Below are 23510 nucleotides of genomic sequence, written 5' to 3'. Positions count from 1 at the left end.
CGACCACAATAACAATCATCAGGAGACAGCATGGCCAATATGGCAACGGGCGCGGCACCGGTCGCGCGGCAGGATGGTCCCCCCGGGACGCAACAAGGCAGTAACACGGGGGCGCTCGTCATCGTCACCATCCTGTTCTTCATGTGGGGCCTGATCACGTCGCTCAACGACGTCCTGATCCCGCACCTGAAGGCGGTGTACACGCTGACGTATGTGCAGGCGATGCTGGTGCAGTTCTGCTTCTTCGGCGCGTATGCGATCGTGTCGCTGCCAGCCGGCGTGCTGATTCGCCGCATCGGTTACCAGAAGGGCGCCGTGACGGGCCTGCTGGTCGCTGCTGGCGGCTGTACGCTGTTCTATCCGGCCGCTTCCGGTGGCTACGGCATGTTCCTGCTGGCGCTGTTCGTGCTGGCCTCGGGCATCACGGTGCTGCAGGTCGCGGCCAATCCGTATGTCGCGGTACTGGGGCCGGCGCGCACCGCGTCGAGCCGCCTGACGCTCACGCAGGCGTTCAATTCGCTTGGTACCACGATCGGTCCGGCCGTGGGCGGTGTGCTGATCCTGTCGGCGGCCGGTGCTGCCGCCGTGGCGGGCAGCGATGCAGCGGCGGAAGCAGCCAGCGTACGCGGGCCGTACCTGATGCTGGCCGGCTTGCTGGTCGTACTGGCCGTGATGTTCCTGATGGCGAAGCTGCCGAAGATTGTCGCGGCCGAGGACGATGGCACGCCGGTGGCGGGTGCCGCCGGCTCGGTGCTGGCGCATCGCCACCTGGTGCTGGGGGCGATCGGCATCTTCCTGTACGTGGGCGCCGAAGTAAGCATCGGCAGCTTCCTGATCAACTTCATTGGCGAGCCGCAGATCGCTGGCCTCGCGCACGCCGACGCCGCCCATTACGTCAGCATCTACTGGGGCGGCGCCATGGTGGGGCGCTTCATCGGCTTTGCCGTGATGCGTGTGGTCAGCCCTGGCAAGACGCTGGCGTTCAACTCGGTGGCGGCAATCGTGCTGGTGCTGGTCGGTACATTCGCGCAGGGCGACATCGCGATGTGGGCGATCCTGGCGGTTGGCCTGTGCAACTCGATCATGTTTCCGACGATCTTCAGCATGGCGCTGCACGGCCTGGGCAAGCACACGGGCCAGGGTTCCGGCATCCTGTGCATGGCCATCGTCGGCGGCGCTCTGGTGCCGTTCGCGCAGGGCGCGCTGGCCGATTCGCTGGGCGTGCAGATCTCGTTCCTGCTGCCGGCCGCATGCTATGCGTTCATCCTGTACTTCGGCGCGCGCTACGCGTCGATGTACGCGCCGAAATAGGTTTCACATGTCGTAGCGGTAGCCGAGGCCGTAGATCGAGCGGATCGGCTCCAGCCCTGGCGCCGCCGCGTCGATCTTGCGCCGCAGGTTCTTGACGTGGCTGTCGATCGCGCGGTCGGTGGCGTCGAAATTGTCGGCGCGGGCCGCGTCGAGCAGCTGGGCGCGCGACAGCACCTGGCCCGGCCGGCGCGCCAGCGCAGCCAGGATCGCGTACTCGCTTGGCGTCAGGTCGAGCGCGCGGCCGTGGACCTTGACGCTGCGGGCGCCTTCATCCAGTAACAGCGCTGCCGCCGCTGCGCCTGGGCTTCCAGCCCGGCGCAGGATCGCCTTGATGCGCGCCATCAGTTCGCGTGGGCTGAACGGCTTGCACAGGTAGTCGTCGGCGCCCAGTTCCAATCCCAGCAAGCGGTCGATTTCTTCGACGCGCGCCGTCACCATCACGATCGGCACCTCCGAAAATGCGCGCACCGCGCGGCACAGCGCCAGGCCATCCAGGCCAGGCAACATCAGGTCGAGCACGATCAGATCCGGTGGTGTTGCGCGGATCGCGGCCAGGGCTTGCGCGCCGTCGCCGTGCACGGTTGGGACATAGCCGGCTGCGCGTGCGTAGTCGGCGATCACGGCGGCCAGTTCCGGCTCGTCCTCGACGATCATGATGGTGCTGTTCATGGCGTGTCCTTTTTTTGCAGCGGCAGCGACACGGTCACGCGCAAGCCGCCCAGTGGCGAGTGGGCAAACGCCAGTGCGCCGCCCTGCGCGGCAAGCAGGCGCCGGCTCAAGGCCAGACCGAGGCCGGCGCCGCCATGCGCGCGGCTGCGCGATGCATCGACGCGGTAGAAGCGCTCGGCCAGGCGCGCCAGCGCGGCATCGGGCACGCCGGGCGCGCTGTCGTCGAGCGTCAGGTGCAACTGGCCGTCGTGCACCTGCGCGCTCAGCCGCACCGCGCCGCCGGGCGCCGTGTAGCGCAGGCTGTTTTCGAACAGGTTGGCCAGTACCTGACGCAGGCGGTCCGGGTCGCCCAGCACCTGTGATTGTGCCGGCGCCGGGGCGGTCTTGAAGGTCAGGTTGGCCGCCTGGAAGCGCGCGCCGAATGCTTGCGCTTCAGCGGTCGCCAGTTCCCACAGATCGAGCGGCACGCGCTGGCATGCCAGTTCGCCGACATCGGCCCGCGCCAGCGCATACAGTTCATCGATCAGCTTCGTCAGCGCGTGTACCTGCAGCACCATCGCATCGACAGTGTTTGGCGTGGCCTGGCGCACGCCATCCTGGATTGCTTCGAGCTGCGCGCGCAGCACGGCCAGCGGTGTGCGCAGTTCGTGCGACGTGTCGGCCACCCACTGGCGACGCGCCGCTTCGGCCTGATCGAGCCGCTCGGCCAGCGCATTGAAGTGGCGTGCGAGGTCGCCCAGTTCATCGCTGCGCTGGGCCGGCAGGCGCACGGCGTAGTCGCCCGCAGCCAGCGCGCCGGCGCCGCGCGCAAGGCGGTCGATCGGGCGCCGGAAGTGGCGCGCCAGGGCGATCGCGGCCAGCGCGCTGAGCAAAAGGGCAAGTCCGCCGATCAGCCACAGGCTGCGCTGCAACTGGTCGAGAAATGCGAACGCCATCGCGTCGCTGGGCCGCGCACTGCGTGCGACGCCGAAATAGCCGATGGTGCGGTCATCGACGGTGATCGCGCGCCGGGCCAGGGGCAGGTTGCCCGGCAGGCGGCCGGCAAGATAGCCGCCATTTGCATCGAGCAGGGTGATGCGTGTGTGCAGATCCGCGATGACGCCGGGTGGGGCGGGTGGGGGCGGTGGGAGCGGCGGCATGGGCGGGCCGGCTCGCGTGTGCAGGGGAGCGGCGGGTGCAGCAGGCGCTGCGGGATCCACTGGCGGCACTGGCCTGACCGGCCCAACCGGCGGCACTGGCTTCCCGCGCACGGACTGCAAGCGCGTCAATTCGCCGCCGATCCAGTCGCGCCGGTCGTCACCGGACGGCAGGAACGTCCAGTCGCCATGCTGGCTGTACTGGCGCGCGACGGCGCCGGAGAGCTCATTGAGGCGATCCAGTTCAATCGCCACCGCGTAGTCGCCGAAACTGCCCAGCACATTCTGGCGCAGCAGCAGCACGGCGGCGGCGGCCACCGTCAGCATGGCAAGGAGCACGGAGGCAAAGAGGCGGTGGCCGATGGCGATTTTCACGGGCGGGCAAGGAAGTGGTGACAGCGCATGGTAAGCCATCAGCATCGCGACGCGGCATGTTGAACGTGCACGATGTTTGGCGGCGACTGTTCAGCCTTTTTGGACTAGCCCCTGATCGAATGACCGGCGGGCATCGCCGCGCCCGCGTGATGCGTCGTTGATGTGCCAGCCGGATACCAGCGCGCCCGCAGTTGCATGAACGGCGTCTCAATCACGCGGTACAGCACCCAGCCGCCCAGGATGCCGGCCGCCATGACCGCTGCAATGGTCAAGGACGCGCCGGGATCGATGCGCCTGCTGATCAATTCCGGCCGCAAGGCCATGAACACCGGCTTGTGCACCAGGTAGATGGCGTAGGACCACAGGGCCAGGCTGGCCGCGCCGGGAATGCGCGCCCGGTTCAGGATCGAGCCGGGGCTGAGCGCCGAACAGGTCAGCAGCGCGAAGCTGGCAGCAACCAGTGAAAATCCGAAGGTGGATGCCGCAAAAGCGGTCGGCACGTCGTTCGTTATTCCGTACAGCACAGCGGCCGACATCGCCAGGCCCGCTACCAGCAGCGCATTCCCGTGGCGCAGGATGCGTGCAAAGGCCGCCGGATGGAAATTCTTCAGCATCGCGATGGCGACACCGGGCAGCAATTCGTCGAAGCGGGAAAAGCTCGAGTAGTACACCGGCGCCGCAAAGGCATCCATCCCATCCAGGAACGCCATGCCGCGCACCGTCATGCCGGTGCCGATGGCGGCAAAGAGGGCGCACCAGAGCAGGCGCGGCGAGCGCTCACTGCCCACCAGTACCAGCACTGCCAGCGGGAACACCAGGTAAAACTGCTCTTCGATGCACAGTGACCACGAGTGCGTGAACGTTTCCCCGTAGTTCAAACCGAAGTTCTGGGTAAAGGTAAGGAACTGCCAGACCGGGGCCATGCTCTTGCCAGCGATGGGACTATCCGGCAGCAGCAGGTACACGGCCAGCACCGCGTAGTAATTCGGCAGCGTGCGCAGCAAGCGGCGTGCGAAGAAGGTTTTCAGATTTAGGTGATCGCCACGCGCGGCCGGTGCCAGCAGCTGATTGCCGATCAGGTAACCGCTCAGCACGAAAAACAGGTCGACGCCGGCCCAGCCGATTTTCCCCATGATGCCGAAGGTCGGCGCGTGGCTGACGAAGCCCTGGTAGTGCGACATCAGGACCAGCGCGATGGCGAGCGCGCGCAGGGTGTCCAGCCCGGCGAGCCGGGCGGAAGGGGATTGAAGCTGCGTCATGCGGATGTCTTGTCGAGGTGTCGTAGTGCTTCCGCCAGGGCGGGCATATAGGTGCGGCTGGCGCGCAGCACGCTGCCGTCATGCAGGCGCAGCAGGGCGTCGCGATTGGTCAGCGAGCGCAGCTCGGCGATCATGTCCAGCCGCACGATGGTCGAGCGGTGCACACGGTGGAACTGGCGCGCATCGAGCTGTATGGCCAGGTTGTGCAGGCGCTCGCGAACCAGCCAGGTCTTGCCGTTCGCATGCAGGGTGGCGTAGTCGCCGTCGGCCTCGATGCGCTCGACCTGCGCCACCGGCACCAGCACCGTGCGCGCGCCGACACGCACGGTAAAGCTGCGCAGCGCCGGCGCGGCTGGTGGCAACGTACGGCCGTGGGCGCGATAAGGAAAGGCCTGCTGCGCGCGGTCCAGGGCTTCGTCCAGGCGTTCGTCATCGACCGGCTTGAGCAGGTAATCCAGGGCGGCCAGATCGAACGCCTGCAGGGCGAAGCTGTCGTAGGCGGTCAGCAGGATCGCCATCGGCCGCTGCGCTGGCGGCAGCGTGGCCAGTACCTCGAGCCCGGTCTTGCCCGGCATCTCGACATCGATGAACACCAGGTCGGGCCGCAGCGCCAGGATGCCGGCATGCGCGCTGTCCCCGTCACCGAACTCGCCGACGAGAGCGAAGCCGCTGCGCCGCGCCAGCCTGAGCTTGACCGCCAGCCGGGCCAGCGGTTCGTCGTCGACAATGACGACCCGTATGCTCATGCCGCCGCCTCCATGCTGCGTAGCGGCAGGGCGATACGCACGCCGAAGCGGCCGTCCTGTCCCCATCCCGCCTCGACTTCCTGATCGTCGCCGTACAGGTGGCGCAAGCGTTCCCTCACGTTGGCCAAGCCGATACCGCAGCCCGGCTGGGCCGGCTGCTGACCGTCGTTGCGCACCTCGACCATCAGGCGCCCGCCGACATGCTCAAGACGGATGTCGAGCCGCCCGGGAACGGACAGCGGCGCGATGCCGTGACGGATCGCGTTCTCGACCAGGGGCTGCAGCATCAGGTAGGGCATGACGTTGTCGAGCAGGTCCGGACCGGCTTTCATATTCAGGCACAGGCGTTCGCCAAGGCGTGCCTGTTCGATCTTGAGGTAGGCGTCGAGCAGGGCCAGTTCTTCCGCCAGCGAATGCTCGTGGCGGCCGTCGTGCGCAAGGGTGGCGCGCAGGAAGTCGGCCACGCAGCCGAGCATGCGGTTGGCTTCACGGTTGGACTGGGCCGACACGAGCGCGGAAATCGCGTTCAGGGAGTTGAACAGGAAGTGGGGGTTGACCTGCAGGCGCAGCGCGCGCAGCTGGGCGTCGCGCGCTGCGGCCTGCGCCTGGGCCAGATGCAGGCGCACTTGCTGCAGCGACAGGTAGTAGGCTGCCACTGCATGCACGGCGCAGAACGCGATCAGGGCCAACCAGCAGCCGTCCAGACCCTCGGCCAGTTCATTCCAGCGGTAGTGCTTTTGCAGCCCGAGCCAGATGCCCAGGCCCTGTCCCAGCACGGCGTTCAGGATGGACATGGCGTAGCTGGCGGCCAGCAGCACCAGCGCCATGCGCAGCCACGGCCAGTCACAGCGCCACATGGCGCGCTGCAGCAGCGCCAGCGGAATCAACCACACCAGGCAGGCAACGAAGTACAAGCTGCGGAAGGCCGCAGCATACTCGTAGCCGAAGACAGGCAGCCCGAGGATGGCCATGCAGGCGGCGACCGGCAGGGCGGCCAGCACGGGGACGAACAGGGGCGTTTCGACTTTCATGCCGGCTTTTCGAATTGTAAGGTTGCTATTCTAGCGTTTCAGTCGCCCATGGAAAACAGCATCGAGCTGATCTTCCAACCATCTTCCGCGCGCACCATTTGCCAGCTCTCGCTGCCGCGGTTGGTCACCTTGCCGTCGTCAAGAAAGTCGAAATCGAACCATACCGAGGCGACGGCGCCATTGGTGTCGACCCGCACGTTGTAGAAACGTTCTTCGATCGGCTTGTCTGCCGTCTGGATGAATTCGGCGAACTTCTTCCAGCTCGAAGAAACCACTTTGCGTGCCTTCGGATTGCGCGCCTTGACTTTGGCCCAGACCGCCTCGTCGGCCACCGACAGCCAGCTGTCGTGGTCTTGCAGGAACAGGCTGCCGAGGGTCTTGCCGTCATGAGCGATGATCGCCGCCTTGAATTGATCGATGACCGCGTGGATCGCCGCCACGTCTGCCGCTCGGCCGCCTGGGGCGGTGCCTTCGGCGGCATGTGCGGCACTCGCCAGGCAAAGTGTGAGAAGAAGGGAAGACAGTAGAACGCGCATGGAAACTCCCGGGGGGTGGAAAGTTTCCACCTTAGGCAGCAGTCGCACAGCGGTCCAGTGGAATGCGCCGACCCGTGCATACCCTGCGACGAAAGGGTTGAGCCTGAATCGAGGGAATTTCAAGGAAACCACTGGCTTCTCAAGATGCTCTCGAAAAATGAACGGGCTAGATCATCGCAGAGCCCGTGTCTGAATGTCAGACCTGACCCCGCTATGCGTGACCCCGCTATGCGCGCACTCGTCGCACAAACATCCGCATCAACTTTTTCGCGCAACCGGTGTAGACTGGTCCGCGCTTCAGATCCGAAGCGCTACCGGAGTGCATATGAAAGCAATATGGAATGGTGAAGTGCTGGCGCAGTCGAACGATACGGTCGTCGTCGAAGGGAACCATTATTTTCCCCCCGCCTCTTTAAACCGCCAGTTTTTCAGCGACTCGAGTACAACAACCAACTGTCCCTGGAAGGGGACCGCGAGCTACTACAATATCGAGGTGAACGGCAAGGTCAACAAGGATGCGGCGTGGGTGTACGCCACACCAAAGTCCGCCGCGTCAAATATTACTGGCCACATCGCGTTCTGGAAGGGTGTGGATGTGAAGCCCTAACGCGATGAGCCAAGGCTTGCTACATTACATCATTCTTGGTAGTCGCCAGTTTTGTGCCCGCTATTAGCCAAGCGGAAATCAGTGCTTGACTAATAGCATTAATTTTAATAGCACTACTTAATCCTAAGACGTCTTAGCAGCTTTTCTAATACATTTTCATATTCATCTGGGTCAGAGAAGTCGCCGTATAGTTTTCCCTCTAGAAATCCGGGCAACGGACATTTTTCATAAACCAAAGGCAATACAACGACTTCTCCGCTGGCAATTTCGCGGTTCATTGCTATCTCAAGCTCCTTTTTAACCCATGGAGCATTTACTGACTTGGCCGATAAAACAACCCCAATGTAACGAGTTTGTTTCATCCCTTCTTCAATCTTAGCAATTAGCGAATCACCAATTTCAATTTCCGCTTCGTCTAACCATGCTTTTGGTACGCCACGTTCCAAAAGATCTTTTCGAAGTTGTCGAACGAATGGTTTGTCAGCACTTGTGTGGCTCAAGAAAATTCCATGATATTTTTCTTGATGCAGAGGACCTTTTTCCAATTCCAATGCGTCAAGAATGAGCCTATTTGTGGAATCTTCTGACGAGGGCGGGGTAAGAATCCAACCAACAGTGGAGCCAGCTACGAGTTTACCGCCGAGGCTATAGCCTTCCGGCGTTAACGCAATCGAACTGTATCCCTCATGCTCGTTGTCAGCAAGGCAAAGACTCCATCCAGTTTTTGTCAAGGAATCGAAATATCTGGCAAAAGGGCTTTCAAGGTCGACCATACGTATACGACGCCCCTTTTTGACTTTCAGGTCGCCACGCTTCACCAAGCTCGCTACCACTGGCGCTGCATAGCCATATGAGGTTTCACGGTAGCCGAAGAAATTCATTCGTTTAGGTTGAGAAAGACACCATACGATTGTGGTACCACTCTCGATTGCCGCAACAAGTTCGTTCTCCCGATCCGCACTGTCATACGCCGTATCCAGATCGTATTGGTCATTTTTCCTTTTCAAATCACTAAGTTCGTTCGGTGAGCCGGAGAACTCGCCTGCTGTTCCAAAAAGGAAATGAGAGTAGCTTTCTGGATTGATCACAATAACGTCATATTCGTACAACGGAAATGCAGCGCGATCTGGGTCGATAGTTGGTCGACACAATCCAAAATTTTCGAATTCAACGCCTTCAATTTGGCTTCCTGTGTACTTCAGGCCAACGGTGAGTACTCTTTTCATGGGATATTAAGATCTAAACCTTCGGTTTTTAAAATTTGGGCACAGCCAAATACGCCTGACATTCCGTTCTGATTCTGGCAGGTTGCGAAGTTTTTAAAGGCCTTGTGCCCGGCTACCATCAAGGGAGGGTCTAGGCGTGCGCCCGTGCGTATTCACCCGCCGCGGTAGCCAACCCATCCGACGTAATGAGCGAAAAACCTTGTTGCACAGCGTACGCACGGAAGCTATCAGTAATATCGCTACCCATTGCATTCTTCACGCTGTTCAGCGTCGTTTTCGCTCCTGTATCATCATTTGAGTACGTCACATCAATGACAAGTCGCTGCGATTGATTTTGCAAGGTTGTTCTCTTTAGGTAGGTTGGTAAGATACGCTTCTGGAAAAAAGCGAAACTTCCCGAGAAGCATGTCTGCCTTGGCCTCTTGTGTCAAATGTTATTGTCTTATATCGAAATTTATTGTTTGGTGTGTGACCTAATTGCTCATCCATACTCGAGCCCACCCATAATATGCTCAGTGAGTAATAACCGAAAAGAAAGCGGCTGAGCAGAAAATAAAACTTAATCAGGGCATTAGTACACGTCCCGCCGGTACCGCCCATCGCCCATCATGGCCTCAACCGTGGCCGCGCCCAGCACCTCGACCAGTGCGTCATGCACGCCACCGGCCATCCCCTGCAGGCTGCCGCAGACATAGATCGCCGCGCCATCCTGCACCCACTGGCGCAAGAGGTCAGCTTGCGCGGCAACCAGATGCTGGACATAACGCGCCGTGCTCCCGTCACGCGAAAACGCCAGGTCGAGGCGGGTGAGTGCGCCGCTGTCGCGCCACTCTTCCAGTTCGCCCCGGCACAGGAAATCGTGGGCTGCATTGCGCTCGCCGAACAGAAGCCAGTTGTCGTGGGTACCAGCGTCGATGCGCGCCTTGAGCAGTGCGCGCAGGCCGGCCAGCCCGCTGCCGTTGCCGATCGCGATCAGGGGCCGCAGCGCATTCTCACCCAGCCGGAAGCGTGCATGCGCGCGCACCCGCAGCCGGATCGTGTCTGTCGCAAGCGCGTCCGTGCACAACCAGCCGGACGCTGCGCCCGGTGTCCCGTCGGCGCGCTGCTGCAATCGCACCAGCAGCGTGAGCTGGCCTTCTGCGGGTACCGAGGCAATCGAGTACTCGCGCGGATGCGCCGGGTCAGCCGGCGCGCTCACTTGCGCCAGGTCGCCCGCTTCCCACGCCGGCAGCGCGCCATCCTGCGGCACCAACGCGAGGCGGTACAGCGGTGCGCCAGCGCTGCCGGGGTTGAGCAGCGTGCGCTCGGCGACGCGCCACGCGCCGTAGGCGGGTGCTTCCCAGTCCGGTGCGTCACTGGTACCGGCCAGGTGGCTCAGGCGGTGCTGCCATGCGGCCAGCGCTTCTGGCGCGCCGCGATCGACGTCGATCCGCTCGAACAGGCTCGTTGCGCCGCGCTCACGGAGCCAGGCATCGAGTGCGCGGCCGAAGCCGCAGTAGTTGGTGTACGTGATGTCGCCCAGGGCCAGCATGCCGAAGTGCAGCTGCGACAGGTCCGGCGTCGCGTCCATCGTCTGCGTGGCAAAGCGCGCGGCGGGATCGGGCGCGTCGCCTTCGCCGTAGGTGCTGCAGACGAACAGGATGCGGCTGGCGCCCGATAGGGTTGCCAGGTCGAGCGTCGAGATGCAGGCTGCGCGCGCGTCCAGGCCCCCGAGCGCCAGCGTGGCGGCCGTCCGTTCGGCCAGAAATTCTGCGCTGCCGGTCTGGCTCGCGTAGACCACGAGCCAGTCGGCGGCCACGCTGCTGGGGCGCGCCTTCGCCAGATGCATGCGCCACAGGCCCAGGCACATCGCAAGATAGGCGCCGGACAGCGCCAAGGCGCTGCCCCAGCGCAGCGGTTCGATCGTCAACATCATTGCATCATCATTGGAGCATCATTGCATCATCAAGCGCCAGGCGCCCGTCGTGGTTTCTTTCAAGCCGGCTCCGGCGCGCACGAGAAAGCGCGCCGCAATCCCGCGTTGTTCCGCAAACGCCAGCCCATCATCAGGCCCCAGCACCGTCAGCGCAGTGGACAGCGCGTCGGCCGCCATGCAGGTCGATGCCAGCACCGTGACCGAGGCTAGATCGTGATCCACCGGGTAGCCGCTGCGCGGATCGAGCGTGTGCGCCATGCGCCGCATGCCATATTGAAAGCTGCGCCGGTAGTCGCCCGAGGTGGCGATCGCCAGCCCGTGCAGGGCAACGATCGTCTGCCCGATAGCCTCGCAATCCGGCACGCCCTCGACCTCGACCCACCACGGCTGGCCATCCGGCTTGACCCCGGCGCCGCGCAATTCGCCGCCCGCTTCGACGACGAAATGGCGCACGCTGCGATCCTCGAGACAGGCGGCCATGCGATCGACCGCATACCCCTTGGCGACTGACGAGAAATCCAGGATCGCACCGCCCGGTTGCAGCAGGCGCCGCCCGGCATGGTCGAGCACCGGCTGACGCTCAACTCGGTGCGAAAGGAACTTGTCGACAAGTCCTGCCTGCGGCGCCTGGAACCCCGGCTGGTCATACCGCCCGTGGGCGCCAAAGCCCCACAAATCGACGAGCGCGCCGGCGGCCGGATCGTAAGCGCCGCTGCTGTCGCCTGCCACTTGCAGCGCATATTCAGCGACCGCAAAGAACTGCGGCGGCAGCGCGTGCCAGCTGCCGGCCGGGGCGCGGTTGTAGTACGACAGGAGGGAGTCTTCGTCCCAGTGGCTCATTTGCGCAACGATCTCGTCCAGCTCACCTTGCAGCGCGGCGGTGAGCACGGCGCCATCGGCGCCCGGCGGCAGCATCAGCCGCGCCGACCAGGTCGTGCCCATCGACGTGCCGGCCGTGTTGAACAGCGTGCTGCCACCGGGCGGCATGGCCGCGTCGACGTTCAGGGGAACAAGAATGGTGCGCATCGAGCCCGTGTGCCCTTACTGCGGCAGAACGTCGAGCGTGGCCGTGTAGCTGTAGCGCTTCGCGCCCGGCGCTGGCGGACCTTTCTGCGTCTCGAGCGGGAACTTGGCCGAGAGCCAGTACATATTCGCTTCCGGCACCGTGAACTTGACCTCGCCCTTGGCGTCAGTGGTAAAGCGCAGCTCGCCCAGCGTGCCGCGGTACTTGACGGCGCCCGGAACCATGCTGAACGGGAAGTTCGGCAGCGGCTTGCCGTCGAGCTGGAAGCGGAAGGTAATCGGCTCGCCCGCGCGCAGGTCGGATGGATTGGTGACCGGGACCATTTCGAGACCGACGCCGCTTGGCTTGAGCGCCGTGTCGTTCATGTCATTGGCCGAGACGAAGGTTTCCAGGCGCGTGTGCGTGGTGCTGGTGGTTACGTCGGTGGCGCCGGCCGGCACTTGCGCGCCCGGTGTGCCTTCGACGGCGCGGAAGCGCTTGACCTCGCCGCCCAGCTTGTAGCTGCCCATCACGTTGTTGCTGACAATGGCCAGGCGGTAGGTGCCGTCCTTCGGCAGGCGGATGTCGATCGTGCTGCGGAATTTGCCGAGCACGGCGCCTTCGGCCTTGGTCGTCACGCCATCGGGCCCCGTGATCGTCAAGTTGTCCAGGCGCAGCGGCACGTGGTGGAATTCGAACAGGCCTTCCGAGATCGCGCCGTCGAGCGTGACCCACGGTTCCTTTGCTTCGACCATGGCCGCACTGGGCAGCAGCCAGCCGCGGTGCGCCTGCGCGCTCATCGACATGCCGGCCAGTGCCAGGCCGAGCAGGGCGCCCTTGAGGATACGGTTGTGCATGGGATTCTCTCTGGGTTGTTGTTATTGGAGTTCGAGGGCGACGGCGCCCAGTTCTTCCTTGCCGGCCGCATTCGCTGCGACCTTGCCCTTGCCGGTCCACGTGAACGGCACCTTGACCAGTTCACGCCCGCCCGCTTCGCGCGATGCTTCCACGACCAGCTTGTAGTCGCCGGCCGGCAGTTTGTCGAGGCCGTGCTTGGCGTCGTCGAATTTCATCGTCTGGCTGCCGGCAGGACGCGTGGCGCCGCTGACGCCATCGAGCGGAAACTTGGCGTCACGCCCGGCCTTGCGCCACCATGTGCGCAGGTCCTTGACCCATTTGTCGCCGGCGGCGTCCTTTTTCAGGTCGTACAGCACGGCGAGATTGGCCGCGACGCTCTGGTCGGCGCGTTCGAGCCAGATCGCCACATACGGCTTGTGGTATTCGGCCACGTTCAGTTGCGGCAGGTCGAACTTGACGGACAGGTCGGCGGCCACGGCCCAGCCGGAAACGAGCGGCAGGGTCAGGACGAGCGAGTGGGACAGTTTCATTCTTGGTCTTCTCTCAGGTTGAAAATCGGTGGAACGCTCAGTTAGCAAACTTCAGTGGACAAACAACAACGCCAGCACGGCGGGCAGCACGATGCCGAAGCCGATCACCGGCCAGGTCGATGGCCGGTTGGCCGCGTGGTATTTCATGATCAAAAAGCCCGTGATGCAGAACACGATGCAGGCGACCGAAAAAATATCGATGAACCAGCTCCAGACGGCGCCCGTGTTGCGGCCCTTGTGCATGTCGTTGAGCCACGAGATCCAGCCGCGGTCGGTGCGCTCGAATTCGGCGCTGCCGTCGACCGCGATGCGCAGCCAGGCGTCGCCGCCGGGGCGGGGCAGGGCGATGTAGGCGTCTTCTTCGGTCCATTCGGCGCGCTGGCCGCGTACATCGACAGGGAACACGCTGTTGGTCCAGTCGGCGATGCTGCTGGGCAGCGGCACCTTGGCGTCGGCATGTTCTTCGGCCCACTGCCTGAATTCGGGAACCAGTGGCGCCGGCAACGTGGCTTTCAGGCGGGTGACCTCGGGCGTGGCCTTGATCAGCGCCGCGTTGTTCAGCGTCAGCCCGGTAAAACTGAACAGCAGCATCGCCATCAGGCAGATGGCCGAGCTGATCCAGTGCCATTGGTGCAACTGTTTGAGAAACATGGCGCGGCCCGCGCCCGGGAGGCGCTGGGGCATGCCGCCAGTAGCGGGGGCGGGGGTGGGCGTGCTGGTTGCTTTGGCCGATGCCGGTAACACTGGCGGGACAACATCAGGGGACGGGGCAGAGGTAGACATGCGATAAATGATAACGATTATCATTTACAAGGTCAACGTGGTATTGACGACAACCGCACATTTGCCGGTGTGGTGTGAGTGTTCAAAAACACATTTGGTAATAAATTATTCTAGGAATGTAATCTGCCCTGCATGGGATCATGCGTTACAATCATGAGCGCAAGCAGGCAGGATTTTGCACATGTATCGGTACTGAAACAGTCCTTCCCCCACAACTTGATGTCTTGAAGTGCAATCCGCTAAACGGTCAGGCCGTGTCGCGGAAGGTTAAATAACCCGCCCAACCCTCGCGAAGCGCGAAAAGAAAGGTGAGCAAGAATGATGCAACAACAAAACGCCAACTCATACCTGTTCGGCGGCAATGCCCCGTACGTGGAAGAGTTGTACGAGGCCTATCTGGACAATCCGACGTCGGTCCCAGAAAACTGGCGCGCCTACTTCGACCAGATGCAGCACGTGCCGGCCGTCGATGGCTCGAACCGTCCTGACGTCGTCCATTCATCGGTCATTGCGTCGTTCGCCGAACGCGCCAAGCAGGGCCCGATCCGCACCGTGGTCGCCTCGGCTGACTCCGAACTGGGCCGCAAACGCGTCGCCGTGACCCAGATCACCGCCGCCTACCGTTACCTCGGTTCTCGCTGGGCCAACCTGGATCCCCTGCAGCGCCAGGAACGTCCACTGCTGCCCGAACTCGATCCTGCGTTCTACGGCTTCACCGAGTCCGACATGGACACGGTCTTCAACATCACCAATACGTATTTCGGTCAAGAAACCGCGCCACTGCGCGATATCCTGAACATGCTGCGTGACACGTACACCCGCTCGATCGGTGCCGAGTTCATGTACATCAGCGACCCGACCGAAAAGCGCTGGCTGCAAGAGCGTCTGGAATCGATCCGTTCGACCCCGACCTTCTCGGCTGAAAAGAAAAAACACATCCTCGAGCGCCTGACCGCGGCCGAAGGCCTCGAGCGCTACCTGCACACCAAGTACGTCGGCGCCAAGCGCTTCTCGCTCGAAGGTGGCGAATCGTTCATCGCGTCGATGGACGAAGTCATCCAGCGCGCCGGTGAAAAGGGCGTCCAGGAAATCGTTATCGGCATGGCCCACCGCGGCCGCCTGAACGTCCTGGTCAACACCCTGGGCAAGAGCCCGGCCGACCTGTTCGAAGAATTCGAAGGCAAGCACGCCGACGACCTGCCAGCCGGTGACGTCAAGTACCACCAGGGCTTCTCGAGCGACATCACCACGCCGGGCGGCCCGGTCCACCTGTCGCTGGCGTTCAATCCGTCCCACCTCGAGATCGTCAACCCGGTCGTCGAAGGTTCGGTCAAGGCGCGTATGGAACGCCGTGGCGACCGCAAGGGCAAGGAAGTGCTGCCGATCCTGGTGCACGGCGATGCTGCATTCGCCGGCCAGGGCGTGGTCATGGAAACCCTCAACCTGGCGCAGACCCGCGGCTACGGTACGGGCGGTACGGTCCACATCGTCATCAACAACCAGATCGGTTTCACGACGTCGGATCCGCGCGATGCGCGCTCGACGCTGTACTGCTCGGACGTCGTCAAGATGATCGAAGCACCGGTGCTGCACGTGAACGCCGACGATCCTGAAGCCGTCGTGCTGGCCAGCCAGATCGCGCTCGACTACCGCGCCGAATTCGGCAAGGACGTCGTGGTCGACATCATCTGCTACCGCAAGCTGGGCCACAACGAGCAGGATACGCCAGCGCTGACCCAGCCGCTGATGTACAAGAAGATCGCCAAGCACCCAGGCACCCGCAAGCTGTACGCCGAAAAGCTGGCAGCGCAGGGCACCATCGAAGCCGACGGCGGCGACAAGCTCGTTGCTGCGTTCCGCGATGCGATGGACGCCGGCAAGCACACGGTCGATCCGGTGCTGACCAACTTCAAGAACAAGTACGCCGTCGACTGGGCGCCGTTCCTGAACAAGAAGTGGACCGACGCGGCCGATACCGCCGTGCCGCTCACCGAACTGAAGCGCCTGGCGCAACGCATCACCACGACGCCAGAAAACTTCAAGCCGCACTCGCTGGTCGACAAGGTGCTGGCTGACCGCGCCAATATGGGCCGCGGCGAAGTCAACCTCGACTGGGGCATGGGCGAACACCTGGCCTACGCGTCGCTGTTGTCGTCGGGTTACGCCATCCGCCTGTCGGGCCAGGATGCCGGTCGCGGCACGTTCGTGCACCGCCACGCCGTGCTGCACGACCAGAACCGTGAGCGTTGGGACCAGGGCATCTACCTGCCACTGGCCAATGTGTCCGAGAACCAGGCCAACTTCACCGTGATCGACTCGGTGCTGTCCGAAGAAGCCGTGCTCGCGTTCGAGTATGGTTTCTCGACCGCCGAACCGAACACGCTGACGATCTGGGAAGCCCAGTTCGGCGACTTCGTCAACGGCGCGCAAGTCGTCATCGACCAGTTCATCGCCTCGGGCGAAGTGAAGTGGGGCCGCGCGTCGGGCCTGGTCATGATGCTGCCACACGGCTACGAAGGCCAGGGTCCGGAGCACTCGTCGGCACGTATCGAGCGTTTCCTGCAACTGTGCGCAGACAACAATATGCAAGTGGTCCAGCCAACGACCGCCGCCCAGATCTTCCACCTGCTGCGTCGCCAGATGGTGCGCCAGTTCCGCAAGCCTCTGGTCATCTTCACGCCGAAGTCGCTGCTGCGTAACAAGGATGCCGGTTCGCCGCTGACCGACCTGGCCAAGGGTGGTTTCCAGACCGTGATCGGCGAATGCGACGAGAAGATCGACGCATCGAAGGTCAAGCGCGTGCTGGTCTGCTCGGGCAAGGTCTACTTCGACCTGGTCAATGCACGCAAGGCGCGCGCTGTCACCGACACCGCGATCATCCGCATGGAACAGATGTACCCGTTCCCGCACAAATCGTTTGGCGCCGAACTGAAAAAGTTCCCGAACGCTGGCGAAGTGGTGTGGGTGCAGGACGAGCCGCAAAACCAGGGTCCTTGGTTCCAGATCCAGCACAACATCTTCGAAGGCATGGAAGATGGCCAGCGCCTGGCGTACGCCGGCCGTCCCGCCTCGGCTTCGCCTGCGGTCGGTTATGCCGACAAGCACATCGCGCAGCAGAAAGAACTGCTGGAGACGGCGTTCTCGAAGCTCAAGGGCTTCATCCTGACGAAGTGATCAACAATAAGTAAGACCACGACCCCGGCGCAGCGCGTCGGGGTTTCTTGCAAAGAATAATTACTGGAGTTTTAAATGGCACAAATCGAAGTCAAGGTCCCTGTATTGTCGGAATCGGTTGCTGAAGCGACCCTGCTGTCCTGGCACAAGAAAGTCGGCGAGTCCGTCGAGCGCGACGAGAACATGATCGACATCGAGACCGACAAGGTGGTCCTGGAACTGCCAGCGCCAAGCGCCGGCGTGATCGTGCAACTGCTCAAGGCCGACGGCGCAACCGTCGTCGCCGGTGAAGTCATTGCCGTCATCGACACCGAAGCATCGGCGCAGACCAGCCCGCTGCCAGTGAAAGCCATTCCATCGGCCGCGCCAAACGCACCGATCGCTGCCGCGCCATCGCAAGCAGCCCCGGAAGCGGCCTCGAACCAGTCGAAAGCCGGCGTGGCAATGCCTGCCGCTGCCAAGATCCTGGCTGACAACAACATGAACGCCGCCGGCGTCGATGGTTCGGGCCGTGACGGTCGCGTGACCAAGGGCGACGCCCTGGCCGCCGTTGCCAACAAGCCAGCCGCTGCGCCTGCACCAGCTGCAGCACCTGCACCTGCCAAAGCGCCACTGCAGCAAGTCGCTGCCGCCGCGCCTGCCAGCCAGGGCGACCGTCCGGAAGAGCGCGTGCCGATGAGCCGCCTGCGCGCCCGTATCGCCGAGCGCCTGCTGCAATCGCAGTCGACGAACGCCATCCTGACCACGTTCAACGAAGTGAACATGGCGCCAGTCATGGACCTGCGTAACAAGTACAAGGACAAGTTCGAGAAAGAACACGGCGTCAAGCTGGGCTTCATGTCGTTCTTCGTCAAGGCTGCCGTTGCCGCACTGAAGAAGTATCCGGTACTGAACGCGTCGGTCGACGGCAATGACATCGTCTACCACGGCTACTTCGACATCGGTATCGCTGTCGGTTCGCCACGTGGCCTGGTGGTGCCGATCCTGCGCAACGCCGACCAGATGTCGATCGCCGACATCGAAAAGAAAATCGGTGAATTCGGCCAGAAAGCCAAAGAAGGCAAGCTGACCCTGGACGATCTGAACGGCGGTACGTTCTCGATCTCGAACGGCGGCGTGTTCGGCTCGATGATGTCGACCCCGATCATCAACCCGCCACAGTCGGCCATCCTGGGCGTGCACGCGACCAAGGACCGTGCGGTTGTCGAAAACGGTCAGATCGTGATCCGTCCGATGAACTACCTGGCCATGTCGTATGACCACCGCATCATCGACGGCCGCGAAGCCGTCCTGGGCCTGGTCGCGATGAAGGATGCGCTGGAAGATCCGGCCCGCCTGCTGCTGGACCTGTAAGTCTCAACCTGGCCGGCGCCCCGTGGCGCCGGCCATAGTTTGCCGGAGAACGACATGCTGTCAGACGAAATCAAGCGGCTGCACGAGCTGCACCAGGCCGGCGCGCTGACCGACGCCGAATTCGAGCAGGCCAAGGCGCGCATTCTGTCCGGCGCGTCCACGGTCAGCTTGACGAAGGAGAGCGTGTTCAAGAGCGGCTCATCGTTCGACACGCACCGCGACGACCTGCTCAGCGGCCTGCGCCGCACGCGGCTCGATCGCTGGCTCGGTGGCGTGTGTGGCGGCCTGGCGCGCACCTATGGCCTCGAGTCGTGGGTCTGGCGCCTGATCTTCGTGCTGTTCGTCCTGACGTTCGGCTTCGGCATCCTGATCTACCTGCTGCTGTGGGTATTTGTTCCGGAAGAATAAAAAAGGAATCATGTAATGAGCGATAAACAATTTGACGTCGTCGTCATCGGCGGCGGTCCTGGCGGTTACATTGCTGCCATCCGCGCAGCCCAGCTGGGCTTCAAGGTTGCCTGTATCGACGAATGGAGCAACGCCGCCGGCAAGCCTGCCCCGGGCGGCACCTGCACCAACGTCGGCTGCATCCCGTCGAAGGCACTGCTGCAGTCGTCGGAGCACTTCGAGCACGCCGGTCACGCGTTTGCCGACCACGGCATTAACGTTTCGGGCCTCGAACTCGACCTGGGCAAGATGCTGGGTCGCAAGGACACGATCGTCAAGCAGAACAACGACGGCATCCTGTTCCTGTTCAAGAAGAACAAGGTCAGCTTCTTCCACGGCCGCGGCGCGTTCGCCGGCACTGCTGAAGGCGGTTACACCATTAACGTCAGCGGCCCGACCACCGACACGCTGACCGCCAAGAACGTGGTCATCGCGACCGGTTCGAACGCACGCCAGCTGCCAGGCGCCGAATTCGACGAGAAACTGATCCTGTCGAACGTGGGTGCACTGGCGATCGATGCAGTCCCAAGCAAGCTGGGCGTGATCGGCGCCGGCGTCATTGGCCTCGAAATGGGCAGCGTCTGGCGCCGTGTCGGCGCTGACGTGACCGTGCTCGAAGGTCTGCCGACCTTCCTCGGCGCCGTCGATGAGCAGATCGCCAAAGAAGCGCACAAGCTGTTCGTCAAGCAGGGCCTCAAAATCAACCTCGGTTGCAAGATCGGCGCGATCACCAAGGGCGAGAACAACGTCACCGTGGCGTATGCCGACAGCACCGGCGCCGAACAGAGCACCACGTTCGACCGCCTGATCATCTCGATCGGCCGCGTGCCGAACACGATCGGCCTGAACGCCGAAGCCGTGGGCGTGCAGCTCGACGAGCGCGGCTTTGTCGTGGTCGACGATGAGTGCCGCACCAATCTGCCGGGCGTGTGGGCAGTGGGCGACGTCGTGCGCGGCCCGATGCTGGCGCACAAGGCCGAAGAAGAAGGCGTTGCCGTGGCCGAGCGTATCGCCGGCCAGCATGGTCACGTCAACTTCAACACGATTCCTTGGGTCATCTACACGTCGCCAGAGATCTCGTGGGTCGGCAAGACCGAGCAGCAGCTCAAGGCCGAAGGCATCGCCTACAAGGCCGGTACGTTCCCGTTCATGGCCAACGGCCGTGCGCGCGCACTGGGCGACACGTCGGGCATGGTCAAGTTCCTGGCCGATGCCACGACTGACGAAATCCTGGGCGTGCACATCGTGGGCCCAATGGCGTCCGAGCTGATTTCGGAAGCCGTCGTCGCGATGGAATTCAAGGCCTCGGCCGAAGACATCGCCCGCATCTGCCACGCGCACCCGTCGCTGTCGGAAGCCACCAAAGAAGCCGCTCTGGCGGTGGACAAGCGTTCGCTGAACTTCTAAGCAGCAGAAACTTCGCCGGCATGCTTGCCGGCGCGTGAATTCCATGGGGTGGACGGCGTCGCCGTCCACCCCATGTTTTTATCGGTATCCCATGAACGTTCAAGAATATTATGTACACGAGCTTAACGCGCGTGGTTTCACGTCCGACCCCGCGCAGCAAATGGCGGTGGACCGCCTGCAGCAGGCGTACGACGACTGGGTCGCCTACAAGGCCCAGCGGTCGTCCGCTTTCAAGCGCCTGATCAACCGTCCCACGGTGCCCAAGGGCGTCTACATGTGGGGCGGGGTGGGGCGCGGCAAATCGTTCCTGATGGACTCGTTCTATTCGGTCGTGCCGGTGGTGCGCAAGACGCGCCTGCACTTTCACGAATTCATGCGCGCTGTCCACGGGCAACTGGATGAACTGAAAGGCGTGGCCGATCCGCTCGACGAAGTGGCCAAGCGCATCGCCAAGAAATACCGGCTGATCTGCTTCGATGAATTCCACGTTTCGGACATCGCCGATGCGATGATCCTGTACAACCTGCTCAAGGCGCTGTTCGACAATGGCGTGAGCTTCGTGATGACGTCGAACTACGAGCCGTCGACGCTGTACCCGGACGGCCTGCACCGCGACCGCATGCTGCCGACCATCGCGCTGCTGCAGGACAAGCTGGACGTGCTGAACGTCGATGCCGGCAACGATTACCGCAAGCGCGCGCTCGAGCAGGTCGAGGCGTATTACACGCCACTCAATGCCGCGTCCGACCGCGCCCTGCGCGACGCCTATGCCAAGGTGGCCGACATCGCCGACGAAGCGCCGATCGTGCACATCGAGAACCGTGAAATCCGCGCACTGCGCCGTGCCGGCGGCGTCATCTGGTTCGACTTCGCCACGCTGTGCGGCGGCCCGCGCTCGCAGAACGATTACCTGGAACTGGCCAGCCAGTTCCACACGGTGGTGCTGTCCGGTATCCCGGCAATGTCGGCGGGCCAGTCGTCCGAAGCGCGCCGCTTCACTTGGCTGATCGACGTGTTCTACGACCATAAGGTCAAGCTGATCATGTCCGCGGCGGTCGAGCCCGAAGAACTCTACACGCAGGGCCAGCTGGCCAATGAATTCCACCGGACCGTATCGCGTATCATCGAGATGCAGTCGCGCGAATACATGCTCTCCGAGCGGCGCGGCGCGGCCGACAAGATCGCCTGAACCGGCCAGGCACGACAACAAGGATCCACATGACACGCATTACCACGCTGCGCGCAGGCGCGCTGCTGGCCCTGGCAAGCCTGCTGGCGGCCTGCTCTACGACACAGCCGGCCGCGCCGGAGGTGCCACCACCCGCATCGACCTCGACCGCGCAGGCCGAACAGCGCCTGGCAGCCGTGGCCGCCGAGCGCCGCGCCATTGAAACCCGCTACGCCGAGCGCGAAGTGGTCTGCTACGACAAATTCTTCGTCAACAATTGTCTGGACGAAGCGCGCGAGCAGCAGCGCGTGGCCCTGCTCGAGCAGCGCGCCATCGAGATCGAAGCGTCGCGCTACTTGCGCCAGGCCAAGGTCGATGAGCGCGACCGCGCCCTGGCCGTGGCCGAAGCCGCGTTCCAGAAAGAAGAAGCCGAACTGGCGGCCAATCCACCGCCAGTCAAGGCGCCCCCCAGCACTGCCATGCCTGCCCCGCGCACGACGCCGGCGGAGTCGAGCGCAGCCCGCGCCAAACGCCTGCAGGAGAATGCGGCGCGCGCCGAGAGCGCACAAGCCAGGGCGGCTCAGAATGTGGCGGCGGCCGAAGCGCGGCGTGTGGAATCGATCGAGCGCCAGAAGCAGGTCGCGCGCCGGGTTGCCGAGCGCGAGGCAAAGGCCGCCAAACGCGCGGCTGACGACGCGGCAAAGAAGGCAGGCCAGCCGCCTGCAGCGAGCAACTAAGCGCTGGCCGGTTTGACCAGCTTGACGATGGCCATGGTGCAATTGCCACCCTTGCCCTGAGAGCGTTCGCCGGCCTTGCTGATGAGCTTTTCGGCGGCCTGGCGCGGCGTGGACTTGGCGGTCACGGCGGCCAGTTCGGCGTCGGTGAAGAAGTGCCACAGGCCATCGGAGCCGAGCAAAAAGCTGTCGCCGGCGACCAGGCCCGTGTGGCTGCCTGTCGTAACGAACGGCTCCTTGCGGCTGTTTCCCAGTACATTGAGCAGCAGCTTGGAGCGGCGGTGGTTGCGCGCCGCATCGGCTGGCAGGCGGTCACTCGAAATCAGGTGCTCGACATAGGCGACATCGCTCGTGCGCATCGCGCACTTGTCGTGCTCGAAGCGATACAGGCGCGAGTCGCCCACGTGGGCCCAGACCGCCTCGCCATGCGGACTGATGACCAGGCCGACGAAGCTGGCGTGGAGTTCGGTTTTGCCGGCGATGGCGTTCATCTTGATCACCGTGTGGGTTTCGCTGATGATCTCGTGCAGCAACTGGGCCAGGCGCTCGATGTCCGGGTGGTCGCCCGGCTTGAATTCGTCGAACACCTGGCGCGCCGTGTGCAGTACCTGTTCGGCCCCGGCCGGGCTGGCGATGCCGTCAGACAGCACCGCAAGCACGTAGCCGGGCGCGCGCGCGCCCGTCAACAGGGCGGCGCGATCGTTTTGTTGGGGGCGGTTACCGATGTGTTGCGCGGTACCCGCTTCGATCCTGTAGGAAGTCATAAATGCTTGTTTTCTTAGGCCTAACGCCAATCTTTGTTGGCGGCAATGACCGCGTGGATTAAACTATGCACCGAGAACCAACCAACAAGCAAGAAGATTTGCTTAAGGCAATACTGGAAGGCCCGCTGTGCCAGCGCCGACCGGCTCCCATTCCCGCAATCCCATCTGTAAACACTGTTTGGAACAGACCATCATGATCGATGTCCAGGACATCCAGCGCCGTATTATTGAACTCGATGTGGAACACCGCGACCTCGATGCCGTCATCTCCATGTTGACGGCAGACGGCCACGCCGACGGGTTACAACTGCGCCGCCTCAAAAAGCGTAAACTACAGCTCAAAGATCATATTACGCTGCTGAAGATGCAGCTGGTCCCCGATATCCCGGCCTGAGCCATTGCTGCAAGCCACGTTTCTTCAAGATAAGTTACGACACATACATTGACCGACCATCTCCCTGTTCCCGGCCCTGCCGCA

Annotated in this window: 22 protein-coding genes; 9 read left to right on the top strand and 13 right to left on the bottom strand. The window is 63.0% G+C overall.

Annotated elements, in window-relative coordinates; all coding sequences use genetic code 11:
- The first annotated feature begins 30 nt into the window (after window positions 1-30).
- Entirely contained in the window at window positions 31-1311 is a 1281-nt protein-coding gene (locus NX775_RS05530) for a sugar MFS transporter (RefSeq protein WP_258835061.1), read from the top strand.
- Between the two features lie 3 nt (window positions 1312-1314).
- On the opposite strand, the gene NX775_RS05525 is transcribed toward NX775_RS05530, so the two are convergent.
- From NX775_RS05525 to NX775_RS05500, 6 genes are all read right to left on the bottom strand, one after another.
- Window positions 1315-1980: a response regulator gene (locus tag NX775_RS05525; RefSeq protein WP_258835060.1), complete on the bottom strand. Its 666-nt coding sequence runs from the start codon at window positions 1978-1980 to the stop codon at window positions 1315-1317.
- Window positions 1977-3491, bottom strand: coding sequence for an ATP-binding protein (locus NX775_RS24145; RefSeq protein WP_258835059.1), 1515 nt, complete (start codon window positions 3489-3491; stop codon window positions 1977-1979). The genes NX775_RS05525 and NX775_RS24145 overlap by 4 nt, the downstream gene beginning before the upstream one ends.
- 104 nt (window positions 3492-3595) lie before the next feature.
- Window positions 3596-4750, bottom strand: coding sequence for an acyltransferase family protein (locus NX775_RS05515; protein WP_258835058.1), 1155 nt, complete (start codon window positions 4748-4750; stop codon window positions 3596-3598).
- A complete protein-coding gene (locus NX775_RS05510; protein WP_258835057.1) occupies window positions 4747-5496 on the bottom strand; it encodes a LytR/AlgR family response regulator transcription factor in 750 nt (249 codons plus the stop codon). Before NX775_RS05510 ends, NX775_RS05515 begins: the two co-directional genes overlap by 4 nt.
- Window positions 5493-6527, bottom strand: a complete 1035-nt coding sequence (locus tag NX775_RS05505; protein WP_258835056.1) for a sensor histidine kinase — start codon at window positions 6525-6527, stop codon at window positions 5493-5495. The genes NX775_RS05510 and NX775_RS05505 overlap by 4 nt, the downstream gene beginning before the upstream one ends.
- Before the next feature lie 38 nt (window positions 6528-6565).
- The gene (locus NX775_RS05500; RefSeq protein WP_258835055.1) at window positions 6566-7063 is read right to left on the bottom strand and encodes a Cif family virulence factor; all 498 of its coding nucleotides are present in this window, start codon (window positions 7061-7063) and stop codon (window positions 6566-6568) included.
- Window positions 7064-7388: 325 nt separating this feature from the next.
- Here NX775_RS05500 and NX775_RS05495 point away from each other — a divergent pair, with 325 nt between their 5' ends.
- Window positions 7389-7670, top strand: a complete 282-nt coding sequence (locus NX775_RS05495; protein WP_258835054.1) for a DUF427 domain-containing protein — start codon at window positions 7389-7391, stop codon at window positions 7668-7670.
- A 113-nt stretch (window positions 7671-7783) separates the two neighbouring features.
- Here the strand turns inward: NX775_RS05495 and NX775_RS05490 are convergent, their stop codons facing one another.
- From NX775_RS05490 to NX775_RS05465, 6 genes are all read right to left on the bottom strand, one after another.
- Entirely contained in the window at window positions 7784-8896 is a 1113-nt protein-coding gene (locus NX775_RS05490) for a toll/interleukin-1 receptor domain-containing protein (protein WP_258835053.1), read from the bottom strand.
- A 571-nt stretch (window positions 8897-9467) separates the two neighbouring features.
- The gene (locus tag NX775_RS05485) at window positions 9468-10811 is read right to left on the bottom strand and encodes a sulfite reductase subunit alpha (protein WP_258835052.1); all 1344 of its coding nucleotides are present in this window, start codon (window positions 10809-10811) and stop codon (window positions 9468-9470) included.
- A gap of 18 nt (window positions 10812-10829) precedes the next feature.
- The gene (locus NX775_RS05480) at window positions 10830-11837 is read right to left on the bottom strand and encodes an FAD:protein FMN transferase (protein WP_258835051.1); all 1008 of its coding nucleotides are present in this window, start codon (window positions 11835-11837) and stop codon (window positions 10830-10832) included.
- A 15-nt stretch (window positions 11838-11852) separates the two neighbouring features.
- Window positions 11853-12671 carry a DUF4198 domain-containing protein gene (locus NX775_RS05475; protein ID WP_258835050.1) on the bottom strand — a complete coding sequence of 273 codons (819 nt, stop codon included), beginning with the start codon at window positions 12669-12671 and terminating at the stop codon, window positions 11853-11855.
- Window positions 12672-12692: 21 nt separating this feature from the next.
- Entirely contained in the window at window positions 12693-13202 is a 510-nt protein-coding gene (locus NX775_RS05470; protein ID WP_258835049.1) for a DUF2271 domain-containing protein, read from the bottom strand.
- 51 nt (window positions 13203-13253) lie between these two features.
- Window positions 13254-13886 carry a PepSY-associated TM helix domain-containing protein gene (locus NX775_RS05465; protein WP_258835048.1) on the bottom strand — a complete coding sequence of 211 codons (633 nt, stop codon included), beginning with the start codon at window positions 13884-13886 and terminating at the stop codon, window positions 13254-13256.
- Window positions 13887-14303: 417 nt separating this feature from the next.
- On the opposite strand from NX775_RS05465, the gene NX775_RS05460 reads away from it, so the two are divergent.
- From NX775_RS05460 to NX775_RS05435, 6 genes are all read left to right on the top strand, one after another.
- Complete coding sequence (locus NX775_RS05460; protein ID WP_258835047.1) at window positions 14304-17159, top strand: 2-oxoglutarate dehydrogenase E1 component; 2856 nt, start codon at window positions 14304-14306, stop codon at window positions 17157-17159.
- Window positions 17160-17234: 75 nt separating this feature from the next.
- Window positions 17235-18512, top strand: a complete 1278-nt coding sequence (odhB, locus tag NX775_RS05455) for a 2-oxoglutarate dehydrogenase complex dihydrolipoyllysine-residue succinyltransferase (RefSeq protein WP_258835046.1) — start codon at window positions 17235-17237, stop codon at window positions 18510-18512.
- Window positions 18513-18566: 54 nt separating this feature from the next.
- Complete coding sequence (locus NX775_RS05450; protein WP_183555438.1) at window positions 18567-18920, top strand: PspC domain-containing protein; 354 nt, start codon at window positions 18567-18569, stop codon at window positions 18918-18920.
- Between the two features lie 15 nt (window positions 18921-18935).
- Window positions 18936-20366 (top strand): dihydrolipoyl dehydrogenase, encoded by a 1431-nt coding sequence (lpdA, locus tag NX775_RS05445; protein WP_258835045.1) that lies wholly within the window; start codon window positions 18936-18938, stop codon window positions 20364-20366.
- 91 nt (window positions 20367-20457) lie between these two features.
- Window positions 20458-21555, top strand: a complete 1098-nt coding sequence (gene zapE / locus NX775_RS05440; protein ID WP_183555436.1) for a cell division protein ZapE — start codon at window positions 20458-20460, stop codon at window positions 21553-21555.
- Between the two features lie 29 nt (window positions 21556-21584).
- On the top strand, window positions 21585-22271 hold the full coding sequence (locus NX775_RS05435) for a hypothetical protein (RefSeq protein WP_258835044.1): 687 nt from the start codon (window positions 21585-21587) through the stop codon (window positions 22269-22271).
- On the opposite strand, the gene NX775_RS05430 is transcribed toward NX775_RS05435, so the two are convergent.
- Complete coding sequence (locus tag NX775_RS05430) at window positions 22268-23032, bottom strand: PP2C family protein-serine/threonine phosphatase (protein WP_258835043.1); 765 nt, start codon at window positions 23030-23032, stop codon at window positions 22268-22270. The two genes, NX775_RS05435 and NX775_RS05430, sit on opposite strands and share 4 nt — an antisense overlap.
- 193 nt (window positions 23033-23225) lie before the next feature.
- On the opposite strand from NX775_RS05430, the gene NX775_RS05425 reads away from it, so the two are divergent.
- Window positions 23226-23426, top strand: a complete 201-nt coding sequence (locus NX775_RS05425; protein WP_183555433.1) for a YdcH family protein — start codon at window positions 23226-23228, stop codon at window positions 23424-23426.
- Window positions 23427-23510 lie beyond the last annotated feature (84 nt).

This window comes from Massilia aurea (assembly GCF_024753205.1).
GTDB lineage: Bacteria > Pseudomonadota > Gammaproteobacteria > Burkholderiales > Burkholderiaceae_D > Telluria > Telluria aurea.
The sequence above is the reverse complement of the archived record's forward strand: the minus strand, read 5'-3'. Positions and strand labels throughout refer to the sequence as shown.